This is a genomic window from Aquimarina algiphila (assembly GCF_947494415.1).
GTDB classification, from domain to species: domain Bacteria; phylum Bacteroidota; class Bacteroidia; order Flavobacteriales; family Flavobacteriaceae; genus Aquimarina; species Aquimarina algiphila.
The window spans coordinates 1-16,255 of record NZ_CANLVC010000009.1 but is presented as its reverse complement, the minus strand read 5'-3'; the positions used below and the strand labels follow the sequence as shown (position 1 = coordinate 16,255).

The window sequence follows — 16,255 nt, the reverse complement described above, 5'->3', positions numbered from 1 at the left end:
TTATATTTAGATATACACTTCTAACAATTTCATTTCATTATTATCGCTTTCTATAGATATATTTTCAATCGTGCGAGGAATGAGTATTGTTTCACCAAATGAAATTTTTTCAGAATAGTCTATAGTACTTATTGTCCCGCTTCCTTCTACGCACATTAAAATTTTAAACGAATCTAAGCCCTTATACTCTCTTTTTAAGCTATTATCAACCTCTATCGTACTTGTTGTAAAATACGTTCCAGAAATAAGGTTATTCACCCTATTTTTATCCTTATCATATTCTAATTTAAAAGACCTATCTCCTTTAAAATCTAAGGCGTCCAATGCTAGATCAGTATGTAATTCTCTTTCATTTCCATCACTGTCTTTTCGATCCCAATCATAAACTCTATAGGTAATATCAGAAGTTTGTTGAATCTCTGCAATCAAAGACCCTCCTCCTATGGCATGTATTCTTCCCGCTTTTATAAAATAGCTATCTCCCTTTGTAATAGTCTCGAAATTGAGTAATTCTGTAATTTTTCCTTCTTTAAGGAACGTTTCATATTCTTCTTTGTTAGTGTCTTTATTAAATCCAACAATTAACTTAGCATCAGCATCGGCCTGGACGACATACCACATTTCTGTTTTACCAAAAGAATCATGCCTCTTTTTTGCTAAGGTATCATCGGGATGAAGTTGAACAGATAAGTCTTCTCTGGCATCAATAAACTTAATCAATAATGGAAATTGATCACCAAACTCTTTATATACCTTTTCTCCCAGTAATTGTGATGAATACTCTTTGATAAGATCATCTAATCTTTTCCCTGCATGTGCACCATTTGAGATCACCGAGACATCATCATTTACCGTAGAAATCTCCCAGCTCTCACCAATATTATCTTCGACAGAAGGCTTATTAAGGATTGTTTTTAGTTTATTTCCTCCCCAAATTTTTTCTTTTAAAATTGGATGAAATTTTAACGGGTACAACATAATTATGCCTTTTAATTATCTATTGATTGATTTGTTTTTTTCTATATGTATAAAATCTATTCTTCATCATTAACAAAATTCTTAACCGATTTGGACAAGTATCTTGAAAAGTAAAAGAACGAAACTAATCCTATCAAAAGTAGAGGGATCATGAACATAGTACGATTTAATAGTTTCTTTTGTTTTGAAATAATATCACCATAATAAACAAAGGAAAATACTTCTTGATCTAAGGTCAAAATACGTTCTTGCTTATTAATCAATTCCATTAGAAGTTCCTTCTTTTGCAATAAAGAAGCAATAGAAAGCATAGGTAAGTCTTTCCGAGAAGAAAGAACAACAGGTTCATTTTCAGTATTTAAAGGACTTTTTTCAAGATTTTTTAAATATGCATCAATAAATTCTAACGATGTTTTATTTCTCTCTAAATCTGTTTTCTTTTGTTTTAAAGTAAGTTTTGATATGTCTTGATAATATTTATTTGATTTTATATAGTTTAAAATAGATGAAGCTATTTTATTACTAGCTTCATTGTTCACATTAAACTCAATTATTAGTTTATGATGTTTATAAAAATCTCTAAATTTTTCTTCCTCTACTTGATTTCCATCATAAGCTTCCATAATATCCTTAAAAAACTCACGGTTTTCATATCTTTCCTCTAGATTATCTAATACATCTGTTCCCTTTACTACAGGTTCTATCTCAACCTTATTTACATTTTCAATATCATCTTCTGTAATTCCTAACATACTCAGAAAAACTTCGTCTTTGAGATTATCTTCTAATTCATCAATAAAATCATAAATGTACTTTACACTATTATATTTAGGCTCAATTATAATTTCTTGTATATATTCATTTTTTGAATCTTGACTTTGATCAATAAAAAACCCTATACCTCCTCCAACTATTAATAAAATCAGAAATAAAATTGCCTTTTTCTTATAAAATGCAATTACTGTAATGATTAGTTTAAGGAAGTTCCTAAAACCTCCTTTTATCATGCTAAAAATTTGCATCAAATCTATTTCATCATTATTATTTTCCATATTTATTATATATTACTATCTTTCTTTAAATATTTGCTCTATTATTTTCTCAGTTATGAGATATGTTGGCTTTACTCCCGTTGTTCCTAATCCTCCTGAAGCTAAGGTGCTTCCTGTTTCTAATGGATTATCTGAAGCATAATATGCATATCGTACTTTAACTTTTGGGCTTATACTTCCTCTAAGTTTTGAAGCAGATTGTATTGCTTTTTGATAATGAGCTCCTTCCATCTCTAAACCGATCACATTCCAGGTGGAGTCATGAAAAAACTTTAATATATCTCTGTTCTGTAATGATGTTCCTAAAACGGTAATCATAGCTCCATCATAAATATCAATACCATGACCTTCTAATTCTTTCTTTTTTAGCTGATTTTTAAAAGGGTAATTATCTGCTGTCCCTTCAAAAACGTGAGCAGAAGGTATCATAATATCTCCTTTTCCTCCTTCAAGAATACCAGCTTTACCCATAATAGAAACAGACTTGACATCCAGATGTACTTTATCACCTTCAATATTTATATAAGGTTTTAATAATTCATCCATAGTTTCATACGCTTGTTCTCCAAACGCATAGTCCATAACAACAATTACAGGTTTATTCTCATTTTCTAAATCAGCAATATGGTTTTTGTATTCACCTTCTGGGTATTGAATAGTATCAAAAATCTGAACATTAATATTTGCTCCACTTTGATCTTCGATATATGTCATTCCTTTCTGTAAAGCTAATTTCTCTACTCTAGCTCTTAATTTATCATTTTTGCTTTCGCTTAATGATTCATAAATATCAAATGTACTCTTGTTTTTTAATTCGGTCTTTAGAGCAATTGGTGCATATAATGCATTCATTACACTGTGCATGTTTGCACTTATAATATGAATTGGGCGTTGAAGTAAATTAAGTTCTTCTAATTTCTTCTTAATTGTATTTGCCCAAATCTCTCCATGAATATGGTGTCCTAGCCTTTCTCTTAATACTGGACTAAAAGTAACTATTCGTTTATTGTCTTCTATAGATTCCTCTATCGCTAATTTACCTAACCAATAAATAATCTCTAAAAAACGTTCTTTGCTTTCAGGGCAAGAAAAATCATTATAAACAGAAGAAACTTCTTCAAAAGTTCTTCCTAAAATATTTGCGGTATGTGTAAGTGCTACTTCTCTTTCGGCTTTAGTTAAGTCTTTTTTTGATAGCACCGCTTTTTCTAATTTTTGCCAATCTCTGGTTACTTTTCCTTGTTCATTAATCACAACTCGATTCATAATCTTATGTGACTCTATAAACAGGAATGTAAGATGCGTAAGTATATCATAAATTTCAGACCTTCCTCTGGTAATTTCAATATTCATCTGCTCCTCATCAATACGATAACAGTTTCTTCTTCTTTTTGGAGGAACAATTGCCTTAAAATGAGAGTTTTTATACCCTTCTTCACTAGTAAGATTAATATATCGACATTCTTCAATACCAAAGGGTAAACGATCTATTACATAAAGAAGCCCATTAAGTTCTACTTTTTCTTCTGCTACAGAACCATAAATTTCGGGGCGAAGAATAAGAAGTGCTTCTCTTAATGTATCTCCAGAAACACCCATAGGCTTATAGAAACCTCTATTAAAAAGATGACGCATAGTAATGTACATGCGTTCGATCGCGCTTGAGCTTTCCTGAGCCCTTGTCCTACCTTGTAATATTAGATTTGCCATAAATTTTTCCTAGCAAATATAAGTATACTAACCGAACATTGAAATGTCATGTATAATTATGTTTCTTTTTCGTTCAAATAATGATTTAAACTATTTATCAATCATAGCGGTAAGTTTGTCTGCAATATTTCTATCATTAGACAATCTGGGAAGCTTATTTTGTCCTCCTAATTTACCAACTGATCTCATGTAGTCTTTAAAACCATCTTTAGGGACTGGGGTTATTTTTAGAGTTCTTAATATCTTCCCTTCGATCAAATCATCATAGTACGAGTTTTGCCTTCTTAGTGAATTTTCTATTTCTAATGCCAGTGCCTCGATATCAACTGGAGCTTCTTTAAACTCTATAAACCATTCATGGTATGGTAATTCAGAATTATCGGGATTAACCTGTGGTGCAACGGTAAAGTCATTAATCATTGCTCCTATGGTGTCTGCACCTTCTTTAAGGGCTTGATCTACTTCTTTTCCAATTACATGCTCTCCAAAAGCCGAAATAAAATGTTTTATTCTTCCAGAAACGATTAGCCTGTAGGGTGTCGTACTGGTAAACATTACAGTATCTCCAATATTATAAGACCATAATCCTGCAGTAGTAGAAACAAGCATTACATAATTAACACCTTTTTCGACCTCACCAATAGTTAATCTTTTAGGTTTCTCTTCAAAAAACTCTTCTGCCTTTACAAATTCATAAAACATCCCAGAATCTAACTGCAGTAGCATACCTTTTTCATTTTGCTTATCCTGAAAAGCAAAGAATCCTTCTGATGCAGGGTATAGTTCGATACCTGCAACTTTTCTTCCTATCAATTTTTCAAATGTAGCTTTATAGGGCTCAAAATTAACTCCGCCATATATGAATAATTCAAACTCTTTAAACAGGTCTCCTATAGTTTTATTCGTTTTCTGCTGTAGTTTTTCAAAATACATTTGCACCCATGGTGGTATACCACTAATTACAGTCATATTTTGATGTATTGTTTCTTCAACAATTGCATCTACCTTTTCTTCCCAATCTTCGATACAATTTGTTTCCCAGCTTGGCAATCTATTTTTTTGTAAGTACTTAGGTACATAATGTGCCACGATCCCAGAAAGTCTACCCAGCATTACTCCATTTTTTTCTTCCATCTCTGGGCTTCCCTGAAGAAATATCATTTTACCATCAACAAAATCAACTTTTCCGGTCTCTTCTATATAGCATAAAATTGCATTACGTGCTGCTCTAATATGAGTAGGCATCGAATCTTTGGTTAATGGAATATACTTGGCTCCACTTGTAGTTCCTGATGTTTTTGCAAAATATAAAGGTTTCCCCGGCCAAAGCACATCTTTTTCTCCATCTACAACTCGATTAACATATGATTTTAATTGCTCATAATCTCGTATAGGAACATTCTTTACAAAATCCGAATGTGTTTTAATATTCTGAAAATTATGGTCCTTACCAAATGCAGTATTCCCAGCCACTTTTATTAAATCTTTAAAAACCTTCTCTTGGGTTTTTATCGGATTTGATGACCATTTATTAATTTTCTTGCGAATGCGCTTAGCAAATATTTTAGCTCCTAATGATTTTAAGGACATAGATAATTATTGTTCAAAATCAATAAAATTAGACGGATCAGTAGGGTATCCATCTCTCCATAATTCAAAATGTAAGTGAGGCCCTGTTGATAGTTCTCCTGTAGAACCAGCAGTAGCAATTACTTCACCGGCTTTAACTTGTTCTCCTTGTTGTTTTGTCAACGAGGCGTTATGCTTATATACTGTAAGCAAATTGTTACCGTGCTTAAGTATAATCACATGGCCCGTTTCTGCCGTCCATTCAGCAAAAATTACAGTACCAGAAGATGCTGCTTTTACTGGAGTATCTTTTAGAACTGCAACATCCACTCCATAGTGTTTTTCTGTCGCATTATACTTAGAAGTGATATTACCTTTTACCGGCGGAAATAGTGAAAAGTCTAAACTCGATTTTTCACTTTCGAACAGGCTATATCTATCTTCTTTAGACACTTCTTCACGAAGTTTAATATCTTGCTCAGAAGGTTTTAAATCAATTTCTTGTGGGTTTATTTTTTGAGACTGTATTGCAGAATCAATATCAAATTCTACCGTTTTTACATCTCCTGTCAATACTTTTTTAATTGATTTATAGTATTCTTGATTTATCATGATTCTGGATTCCAAAGAATCGGTGGTAGCAACTAATTGAGTTGCTCTTAAGTTTAATGAAGTAGAAGAATACCCGGGAATATATTCTCGAAGTGGTGTAAAAGCGATTAAAAAAGTTGTTCCTGCTACCAGAACTATCGACGTTATGGTAACCATTACAAAAACATTAAGTCTGTTAAGCTTAAAAGATATACGTTCCTCAAAAGTATCCTCATTAAGGATAACTAAGCGATACTTATTAAGCAGCTTTTTAGTAATCTTCTTCTGTTCTTTGTTCTTTTTTGCCATGGATTACATCTTCTGTAAAGAATGTTATCAAATAGGTATTATTCGCAAATATACATAATCTACAAATATCAAAATATAAGCTTTTTGATATATAAATGTTTCTTAAATAACGTATCATCAAGAACGTTTTCTCTGCTCCAAAAATTATCTAAAACACAATACAATTTAAGGAATCATCATTCTTTAATGGTTAAAGATTATATAAATTGCATCAGTTTCATCATTTCTTGCTAACTTTGTCATCTAATAGTTAAGATCATGATATTATCTAGTATAGTTTTAGGAATGATAGGTCCATGGCAAATTGCTTTAATCGTAGGAATTGTACTCCTTTTATTTGGAGGAAAAAAAATTCCCGAATTAATGAGAGGCCTAGGGAGTGGTATAAAAGAATTTAAGGATGCTTCGAAAGAAGAAGAGGAAGAAGATCCAAAAATTGATGAGAAAAAATAATTTTTCTCATCATCAAATACATACAAAAAAACCAACTCAAAAAGAGTTGGTTTTTTTGTACACACTAATCATTATCATTTATGCAACGTTGAAAAACATAAAGTCCTTATTATAGCTACATGCCAATAAATTAAGTGTTTACAAATAATTTTATATGTTTGTATCTAACACTAAACAACAATCGAATGAAAAAAATAGGTTCGTACATAGCTATTGCAGGAGCTATATCAATTCTTTTAAATTTTTTTAATTACAATCTTAAAATTCTCATATGGATTGATTCCTGGGGACTAACAACAGGATGGATAATCAGAGTTGGAATACTTGTTTTGGGATTGATTTTATTTTTTATGGGATCTAAACAAACGAGCGAAGAACAACCTGAATAAAATATCAAGCCTTATAGATATTAGATATTTCTATAAGGCTTTTTTTTAATCCACAAGAGATAACTGTATCCTCTTTCTATTCATATCTACATCTACTACAGTAACCATTAGATGTTGATGTAATTGCACAACGGCATTTACATCGCTTATATATTCATTCGCCAGTTTTGAAATATGAATTAATCCACTTTCTTTAACTCCTATATCTACAAAACATCCAAAATTTGTAATATTATTTACAATTCCTGGTAGTTTCATTCCTGCTTTTATATCTGCTATAGTTTTTACGTTTGGATCAAATTCAAAAACTGTAACTTTCTTTCTGGGGTCTACACCAGGTTTCTCTAATTCTTTAACAATATCGGTTAACGTAGGAAGCCCCACTTCGTCGGTGATATAGCCCTGAAGTTTAATTTTTGAAATAGCTTCTTTATTTCCTATTAACTCAGTTACAGGAACTCCTGCGTCCTTAGCCATTTTAGAAACCAATTGATATCGTTCGGGATGAACTGCAGAGTTATCTAGTGGGTTTTTAGGGCTTGTAATTCTTAAGAATGCAGCAGCTTGTTCATAAGCTTTTCCTCCTAATCTATGCACTTTTTTTAATTCTTCGCGAGACTGTAATGCGCCATTTTCTGATCGATAAGCCACAATATTTTCTGCTAGTTTTTCTCCAATCCCTGAAACATAACTTAATAATGGAACACTAGCTGTATTTACATTAATTCCTACACTATTCACACAACTCATTACTACAGTATCCAATTCATTTTTAAGCTTGGTTTGATCTACATCGTGCTGGTATTGTCCCACTCCAATAGATTTTGCATCAATTTTCACTAATTCTGCTAGTGGGTCTGCCAGTCGTCTGCCAATAGAAACCGCTCCACGTACAGTCACATCATAATTAGGAAATTCTGCTCGTGCTATTTTGGAGGCAGAGTATATAGAAGCGCCGCTTTCATTTACCATAAAGACTTGTATAGGGTTTTCGAATGGTATTTTTTTAATAAAAGCTTCAGTTTCTCTTGCGGCAGTACCATTTCCTATTGCAATTGCTTCTATCTTATACGCATTTACAAGGGATCGTATCTTTTTAATTGCTCCTGTGACTTCTCTTTGTGGAGGATGAGGGTAGATATTCTCGTTATGCAATAAATCTCCTTGCTTGTCAAGACAAACGAGTTTACAACCTGATTTAAAACCAGGGTCTAATGCTAATATCTTCTTCTGCCCTAAAGGTGATGCCAGTAATAACTGTTTTAAGTTTTGCGCAAAAACTTTAATCGCATTATCATCTGCTTTTTCTTTTGATTGATTTAATATTTCTGTAGAAATTGCAGGAGCTAATAGACGTTTATACGCATCAGAAATTGCTAAAAATACATGATCGGTACAAGCTTCAACATTTGTTCTAATCATCACATCATCTATAATATCCAATGCATCATTTTCGGGAACGGTAATTTTTACTCTTACAATTTTTTCGTTTTCAGCCCTTAGAATTGCCAGTAATCGATGTGACGGACATTTATGAAGTGGTTCCTCCCAATCAAAATACTGTTGGTATTTCTGAGCTTCTTCTTCGTCTTTTTTTGCCTTGATCACGGTAGAAGCTATGGTCGCTTTACGTTGGTATAATCTTCGTAATCTATTTCGAATTTTTTCGTCTTCATTAATCCATTCTGCAATAATATCTCTAGCTCCCTGTAGTGCCAATTCTTCTGTAGAAATTTCATCGTTTAAGTATTGTGATGCTACAAAAAGAATTTCTTCTTCTTTCTGTTCTATAACAATCTTTGCTAACGGTTCTAAACCTTGTTCTTTGGCAACAGAAGCCTTAGTTTTTCTTTTTTTCTTATACGGTAAATACAGATCTTCTAATTGAGTAAGTGTATCTGCCAATAGAATTCTCTTCTCTAATTCTGGAGTTAAAGCTTCTTGTTCCCGAATTGCGGTAAGAACACTTTCTTTTCTTTTTTGAAGTACTTCAAAAGCCGTTTTATATTTTACTATTTCGCCAATAGCTACTTCATCCAAATCACCTGTCATTTCCTTACGATATCTGGAAATAAAGGGAATGGTAGCTCCATCATCTAAAAGAGAAATGGTTTTGGCAATTTGTTTTTCTGAAATAGGGATTTGTTTAGCAACAAAAGAAACAACACTCATAAAAATCATTTTTTAACATCGCTAAATATATTATAAACCACAAAGAATTCAAAGGTGAATTAAATTCTTACCCTTACTCTTTATAAGCACTTAATTTGCATCAGGATAGAGGCCAAATTTATTCTAGTTCTATCATTTCCATTTTGGAAATCAAACTTCCATCAGTACCCATTCCTTCAATAAAAAGTCTAATGTTTTTTGTAAATGTATCTGGTATTTTAAGCGTAGCAACTCCTTTTGAGTCGAAATTTATATACGGTTGCCAATGAATTGTACCAAAATCTCTAAAAAAAGGATCCTGATAACTGGTATAGATGGGGTTGTAAAACTCTTTAATCGGTTGAAATCCTTTTTTAGTAGTATACTCAGAAAGTTTTGTTGCTAGTCCACTTGATACAGAGTTCGTATTTGAAAATGTTTTTTTACTATAAATTCTAATCACACCGTTACCGCCAACACCTCCTCCTATTCCTGAACCAAATCTATCGTAATATACATTTTCTACATCTCTGGTACGAATACTAAGTAAAACACTAATGTCTATAAGTTGTATATCATCTACATACACTACAGGTGCATTTGGATTTGAAGGAATTCCTGAAAACTCATCTGGTGGTAATCCCGAGGTTGTTCTTGTATCCGTATTAAGATTTAACCTTATTCCCACAACCTGAGTTAAATAATCTGTTATGTTGATGAAAATATCTCTTTCTTTTTCACTAATTTGTATGGGTTTTCCTTTTAAGAAATCAAAATCAACTTCTTCTTGCCTTTTTCTCCCTTGTATAATTACCTCATCTAATAATTCTGCATCATCAAAAAAATATTCTGGAATCAAAACATCTAATGCTCCTCTTTCGTTTATATTTATATTAGAAGCAGTTAAAATCAGTGGTTTTTTTAATCGATTAGATTGTATTTGAATATATGTTCCTTCCTTTACAAATTTGCCATTAGATTTCACTGCAGAAATACTAATCACTTCACCCTTCTCAGGATAAAAGTTTTTAATTGTAAATGCCCCTTCGCTGTCAACATCAATTAATCTGGAAGTATTTTTTTTGGTTGGATACAGATATACTTGTTTGATATCTTTATTCTTTGTGTTCTGAAGTTTTCCTTTTAATGTCAAGCCATTATTAAAATCATACATTTTCTTTGGCTTTTGATTAAAAATCGTATTCCAATTATACCTGCTCCACCCCTGGGTAATCAATAACAAATCCAAATCATATGCTTTTCTTCTGGTACTCTTATTAGGAAAATAATATTTTGGGTTTTCAACAAATCCTTTAATGTATGGATTAAGCAACATGGCTGAGTGTATATTATCCTGATGCGTATATGATTTTGTTCCTCCCGGCAATACAGAAACACTTAGATTATATGCGATATTATCTTTCTGAGGGGCTTTTATATTAAGTAACAATGAATCATTGATGGTTTTAAGGTACGTCACTTTTATATCTGTATATGTTTCATCGATACGATTAAAAAGCAAACGTTCTAAAACAGGAGTGTTATCTTCAAAAAGCGTAACCGTATTTATACCTGAATATAATTCTTCTCTTTGTATGGATATGGCTTTACTTATTTGACCAGGAGAGAAGTTGATTGCTATCCTTTTTGAAGCATTGTTCTTATGAATCAATAAATAATAATTGTTATCTTTTAATGCATCTACCGTATTTGCATTTGTATTAAATTCTATGATTACATTATCTTCATAAAGATTATTAATACGTATTGCTATCCCTTTACTCTCTGCTTGAGGGAAAGGTACTTTTATTTCACTTTTATTATCTAATACTAAAACAGCAGTATATTTTATACCAGAGCGTGGTTTAAACTTAAATTTACCGATACCAAATTGATTAGATTTAAAAGATCCAACAACAATACCTTGGTCATCAAGTATACTACCATTATCAAAAGAAACTCCATACCCTCGATTATTAATCAATTTGAAGCCTATAGTGTTTTCTGTATCAGAAACCATATACCCTCCTTCTGGTAGTAATTGAAAATCATATCCTTCTTCTTGCTGATTTGTAGTTTCATTTATAGACTTATTTACAATACTTATTTTTTGAACATAAGAGTCATCCTCTATAAAATTATTCATCCAATTTGTAGAAGCTCTTAAGTAATAGTTTCCGCTTGCCCAGGTAGAATCTATTTTTATATTTCCTTGTGTACTGCCATAATATCCCAAAAACAAACCGCTATATACTTCGTTTCCTTTATCGTCAAAGAGTTCTACATTTAGGTTTGTTGTAAATCGTGACGGAAGGTTGTTTTTTCGATCATAAGTATATTCTTTAAACCATATTTCTTCTCCATGAAGATAAGTGCTTTTATTAAGGTGAACGTATACTGTTTCTCTTGGAATATCAAAGTATTGTGCATTAGCTTCTTCTGGAGAAATCTGAGTTGTTTCTTGTGCTGATAATGATAGTATAAACAAGAAAGAGATGACGATAAGCAACTGTCTCTTCATAATGATAATTGTGTGAAATAAAATGGTACTTATTACCCAATAAATATCAATTATCCTCTTAAACCAACCGAGCTAATATAGTCTTAACTACATAATCTGTATCGTTGAAATAAAACAGTGATAAATTTTGACAACATATATGTATTCGGTATTCTAAATTCAAACCAGATACCTTATGGGTCTACTCGAATTTTATAGATTTCATTATAGCTTCCAACTCAAACATATTATCTCTTTTATTAATTGAAGGGGCAAATACGAAACCTTCTAATACTACTAATCTATTATTTACTTTATCTTCTATTGCATAATTAACAAATGGGCCCGCCATAAACCTATCTTTAATCTCCCATGTTCCTTTGGTTTCAAAAGTAAATCTCCCATCCAGAGTTGTCTCATACAAATATGGAGCATATGCTTCTTCTGTAATAAAATGACCTACCTCTGAAGTTGGTATTTTTATTGCGCCTATAGAATCTCTCATTTTTATAATACTAGAAACGGTATTTGAATCTTTAGTTACAATTCCTAAAGGAAGTTCATATAGCATTAAATTCATACTTCCATTAGTCAAATCTTTACGTATCCAGAAAAAATCTTCTTCTTCTATTGCGATACGATAAGCTGTAGGAATCTTAAGTGTAATTCCTAGTTTTTCCTTTAATTGAGGGATTTTCTCAAGTGATTTCTGTATTCTACTCTGTTTTTCTAGAGTTTCTGTGGATTTAAATCTTGAAACGATCGTTTCTTGATGTTCTCTAATCAATGAAATAATATCGGCATCACTCGAACCAGAAATCACAACACCCAGTTGAGGAGTTGCAAATTTATTGTTCAATACTCCGTACTTTCTTTCTTCTTCTTTTCCTTTTTTGATCCATAAAAAGGTACGATTTTTTCTTGCTAAACCAGAAAATGCAGCCATTGGCATTTGTCTCATCGAAAATAAAGGTTCCTGTTGAGGTAATCCAGGTACTTCTGCACCTAAATATTTACGTATTGTATCCCCAACATTACTTTTCCATAAATCATTCTCAATAACAACAGAGAGTTCATTTATTTTTCCTACAGAGTGAGCCATGGCTCCCTGATTCTTTGTTTTTTTGTCTTTTTTGGTCTCTGTACAGCTAATGATACAAAGCAGGCAAATAATTGCAAGCGATAATTTCCTCATAAAGTGATGATATTTGCGGTTATGATTTCGAAAGTTTCAATGTCATACCTGGTTTTATACCACTACCGCTAATATCGTTCCAATTTTTAAGATTTTCTACAGAAATACCTTTAAATTTTTGTGAAATACTCCATAAGGTGTCTCCAGTTTTTACTGTATAGGATGCTTAAGGCCTTTGTTGCAGGCATAGAAACTGCTTTTGGTGTCTTCTTCTTTTTTTATTTTAATCATGATGAAGCTATAGTGATTTTACGTTAACGTAATCCTAACAATCTTTTTTGCCAATACGACTTCATCCAGATCATCTGTCATTTCCTTACTGTATTTGAAAACAAAAAGAATGGTAGCTCTATTATCCAAAAGAGAAAGTTTTTGAAAAAGATTCGAAGTCATTAGATAAATGATAAAATCTAATTGAGATTGACGTTTTTTATCGTTTGAGTTTTTGAAATTAAACTTCCATCACTTCCCATTCCTTCAATATAAATAATAAAACTTTCTAATCCAGTATTTGGTATTTTAAAAGTTCCTAAACCCTCTTCGTCAAACTCCACCCAAGATTGCCAATGAATAACACCATAATCTATGAATCCTGAATCCAAATAGTTTGAATATCCAGGATTATAGTACTCCTTTACCTTCTCAAAACCTTTGATCATTTTATGTTCTGAAGTGCTTTTGTAGCTAGTAATTTCTGATCCTAATGGAATTTTTCTAGTATATATTCTTATAGATGAACCTCCACTTCCTCTAAGACCTAAACCATAGTTTATCTTATCAATATAAATTCTATCTACCTCATTTGTTCGCAATACAGTCAACATACTTTTATCTCCTATTAACTGTACATTGTCAATAAATATGGGAACCTCTCCCTGAAAATTTATAGAACTTGGTGCACGATCGTAAATAGTAATATCAGAAGTAACGGGTCTCTGATCTCGTATAAAAAATTTTCCTACAGATGTTATATAATCTAATATGGTAGGAAAATCCCTAGCCATACGCTCTGTAATCTTAGTAGAATTATTTCTAATATACCTAAGCATAGGTACTTTACTTGTCCTTTCTTCTTTACGCTCTCCTTGTAACATAACCTCATCTAATACCTGAACTTTATCAGTAATAAAACCTTCAGGGATTTTTACTTCTGTATTCATTTCTATATCTTCTACTATGTTTTCACGAAATAACACAGAAGTATCAAATGGCATTTTATGCTGATCTAGCTGTACTTGTAAATACAAATCAGGCTTCACAAAAACATTGCCAGATTCTACTCCCGAAATCTCAATATTTTCTCCTCTTTCAGGAAAAAAATTGGGAATTTCGAAAGAATTATCCTCATCTATATCAATAAAATTACCTTTTTGATATATTGTTGGATTCATATATAATTTAGTGATATTCTTTTTCTTTCTACCTTGTAACTTACCCTTAAGTTTAAAACCTTGATTGAAACTATATGAAATCTTAGGTTCTTTATTAAAAATGCTATTCCAATTGTATTTACTCCATCCTTGAGTAATTAATAACAAATCAAGATTATATCTCTTTTTTCTATCCATTTCAGTAAAATAATATTTCTCATCTTCTATAAAACCCCTTACATAAGGTCTCAATATCATAGCTGAATATATATTATCGATTGAATTATAACATTGGGTTCCTTCTGGTAATACCGAAACACTAACATCATATCTTACTCCTTCTTTTTTAGGTATTTTTACGGCAATGGATAAAGAGTCCTTTGCGGTTTCTAAGTCAGTACTAATATTTTTGACAATATGATCAAAAGAACTATACAATAATCTTTCTGCAACAGCTATTTTTCCTTTAAACAGAGTCACCTTATTTATCCCTGGGTAAAATATGTCTCTTTTTAATGAAATCCTTCTTTGTGTTTCATTAGGTAAAAAATGCAAAGGAATTTTCTTAGATAGATGGTTTTGACTCACCAATAAATAATAATCATTACTAGCTAAATTTTCTAAGGTTTTTATATTGGTATTAAGCTCCACTATCGCATAATCCTTTGAAATATTATTAATGGCAATTGCTATACCTCTGGCATTGATTTTAGGAAATGATTTTTCTATCTCATTTCCATTTTTAAATCGTACGACCGCTTTATATTGTGTGGTTAATTTTGGACGCATATTAAATTTACCTATACCGAATTGATTCGAAGCAAATGAAGCAATTTTATTTCCTTGATTATCAATTACATATCCCGTTTCAAAAGGTACACCATACCCCCTATTATTAATCAACTTAAAGCCAACACTATTATCTGTATCAGAAATCAAGTGCCCTCCTTCAGGCAGAATCTGAAAATCATACTGTATTTCTTTTGGTAAAATTTCTTTTTTGACTGATTCCTTTATGATTTTTATTTTCTTGGTATACGATTCGTCTTCCAAAAAATTACTCATCCAATTCGTAGAGGCTCGAACATAGTAATCACCATCGTTCCAAATAGAATCTACTTTAATATTTCCCCTAAAATTACCTCTGGAACCAAAAAACAAACCTTCGTATAATTCCTTACCTTCCTCATTAAATATCTGAACATTGAAATTTGTAGAACCAAAAGAAGGAAGATTGTTTTGACGATCGTATGCATATCCCTTAAACCAAATCTCCTCGCCTTTGATATAAACACTTTTATCCAGATGTAAAAAAAGTGTCTCTCTCGGGACACTAAAATAATCTTGATTAGCCTCTGCCGCAGAACGTGAACTCTGATCCTGTGCAAATGCTCCTAGCGAAAGAAAAAGTATATATAATTTAAGTAATAAACGATTCATAAGCCTCCGGTTTTATATGTGATTACCTTTAAATATAAATATCAAAAAACTTATATCTTTTGAATATCAAGACTTTAACTTAAAATTAGGATAAACTAATTTGTAAAATTCCTCTTAAAAAATAGAGATAATTAGTAATCATACTTCCATTAGTCAAATCTTTACGTATCCAGAAAAAATCTTCTTCTTCTATTGCGATACGATAAGCTGTAGGAATCTTAAGTGTAATTCCTAGTTTTTCCTTTAATTGAGGGATTTTCTCAAGTGATTTCTGTATTCTACTCTGTTTTTCTAGAGTTTATGTGGATTTAAATCTTGAAACGATCGTTTCTTGATGTTCTCTAATCAATGAAATAATATCGGCATCACTCGAACCAGAAATCACAACACCCAGTTGAGGAGTTGCAAATTTATTGTTCAATACTCCGTACTTTCTTTCTTCTTCTTTTCCTTTTTTTGATCCATAAAAAAGTACGATTTTTTCTTGCTAAACCAGAAAATGCAGCCATTGGCATTTGTCTCATCGAAAATAAAGGTTCCTGTTGAGG

12 protein-coding genes and 2 pseudogenes are annotated in these 16,255 nt (G+C 31.7%); 2 read left to right on the top strand and 12 right to left on the bottom strand.

Annotated features, from left to right (window positions below):
• Positions 1-6 precede the first annotated feature (6 nt).
• The 5 genes from PQF96_RS21515 to PQF96_RS21495 form a co-directional block, all read right to left on the bottom strand.
• Positions 7-978, bottom strand: a complete 972-nt coding sequence (locus PQF96_RS21515; protein ID WP_333968169.1) for a type I phosphomannose isomerase catalytic subunit — start codon at positions 976-978, stop codon at positions 7-9.
• Between the two features lie 56 nt (positions 979-1,034).
• Entirely contained in the window at positions 1,035-2,030 is a 996-nt protein-coding gene (locus PQF96_RS21510; RefSeq protein ID WP_271768227.1) for a transcriptional regulator, read from the bottom strand.
• A 15-nt stretch (positions 2,031-2,045) separates the two neighbouring features.
• Positions 2,046-3,740, bottom strand: a complete 1,695-nt coding sequence (locus tag PQF96_RS21505; RefSeq protein WP_271768225.1) for a DUF6909 family protein — start codon at positions 3,738-3,740, stop codon at positions 2,046-2,048.
• Between the two features lie 90 nt (positions 3,741-3,830).
• The gene (locus PQF96_RS21500; RefSeq protein ID WP_271768222.1) at positions 3,831-5,330 is read right to left on the bottom strand and encodes a GH3 auxin-responsive promoter family protein; all 1,500 of its coding nucleotides are present in this window, start codon (positions 5,328-5,330) and stop codon (positions 3,831-3,833) included.
• Between the two features lie 6 nt (positions 5,331-5,336).
• Positions 5,337-6,209, bottom strand: a complete 873-nt coding sequence (locus tag PQF96_RS21495) for a M23 family metallopeptidase (RefSeq protein ID WP_271768218.1) — start codon at positions 6,207-6,209, stop codon at positions 5,337-5,339.
• Between the two features lie 258 nt (positions 6,210-6,467).
• Between PQF96_RS21495 and PQF96_RS21490 the strand changes: the two genes are divergently transcribed.
• Positions 6,468-6,662 carry a Sec-independent protein translocase subunit TatA/TatB gene (locus tag PQF96_RS21490; protein ID WP_109436221.1) on the top strand — a complete coding sequence of 65 codons (195 nt, stop codon included), beginning with the start codon at positions 6,468-6,470 and terminating at the stop codon, positions 6,660-6,662.
• 185 nt (positions 6,663-6,847) lie between these two features.
• Positions 6,848-7,051 carry a hypothetical protein gene (locus PQF96_RS21485; RefSeq protein ID WP_109436222.1) on the top strand — a complete coding sequence of 68 codons (204 nt, stop codon included), beginning with the start codon at positions 6,848-6,850 and terminating at the stop codon, positions 7,049-7,051.
• Between the two features lie 45 nt (positions 7,052-7,096).
• Here PQF96_RS21485 and PQF96_RS21480 read toward each other — a convergent pair whose 3' ends face one another.
• The 7 genes and pseudogenes from PQF96_RS21480 to PQF96_RS21450 all read right to left on the bottom strand — a co-directional run bounded on the left by PQF96_RS21480 (position 7,097) and on the right by PQF96_RS21450 (position 16,185).
• The gene (locus PQF96_RS21480; protein WP_271768215.1) at positions 7,097-9,223 is read right to left on the bottom strand and encodes a Tex family protein; all 2,127 of its coding nucleotides are present in this window, start codon (positions 9,221-9,223) and stop codon (positions 7,097-7,099) included.
• Between the two features lie 118 nt (positions 9,224-9,341).
• Positions 9,342-11,723, bottom strand: coding sequence for a hypothetical protein (locus PQF96_RS21475; RefSeq protein ID WP_271768213.1), 2,382 nt, complete (start codon positions 11,721-11,723; stop codon positions 9,342-9,344).
• Positions 11,724-11,904: 181 nt separating this feature from the next.
• Complete coding sequence (locus PQF96_RS21470; RefSeq protein ID WP_143917674.1) at positions 11,905-12,897, bottom strand: DUF4837 family protein; 993 nt, start codon at positions 12,895-12,897, stop codon at positions 11,905-11,907.
• 19 nt (positions 12,898-12,916) lie between these two features.
• Positions 12,917-13,060 (bottom strand): annotated as a pseudogene (locus PQF96_RS21465) (LysM peptidoglycan-binding domain-containing protein); the annotation flags it as partial.
• An 86-nt stretch (positions 13,061-13,146) separates the two neighbouring features.
• On the bottom strand, positions 13,147-13,290 hold the full coding sequence (locus PQF96_RS21460; RefSeq protein WP_271768211.1) for a hypothetical protein: 144 nt from the start codon (positions 13,288-13,290) through the stop codon (positions 13,147-13,149).
• 17 nt (positions 13,291-13,307) lie between these two features.
• Entirely contained in the window at positions 13,308-15,707 is a 2,400-nt protein-coding gene (locus tag PQF96_RS21455; RefSeq protein WP_271768208.1) for a hypothetical protein, read from the bottom strand.
• Positions 15,708-15,792: 85 nt separating this feature from the next.
• Positions 15,793-16,185, bottom strand: a pseudogene (locus PQF96_RS21450) (DUF4837 family protein).
• Positions 16,186-16,255: the final 70 nt, after the last annotated feature.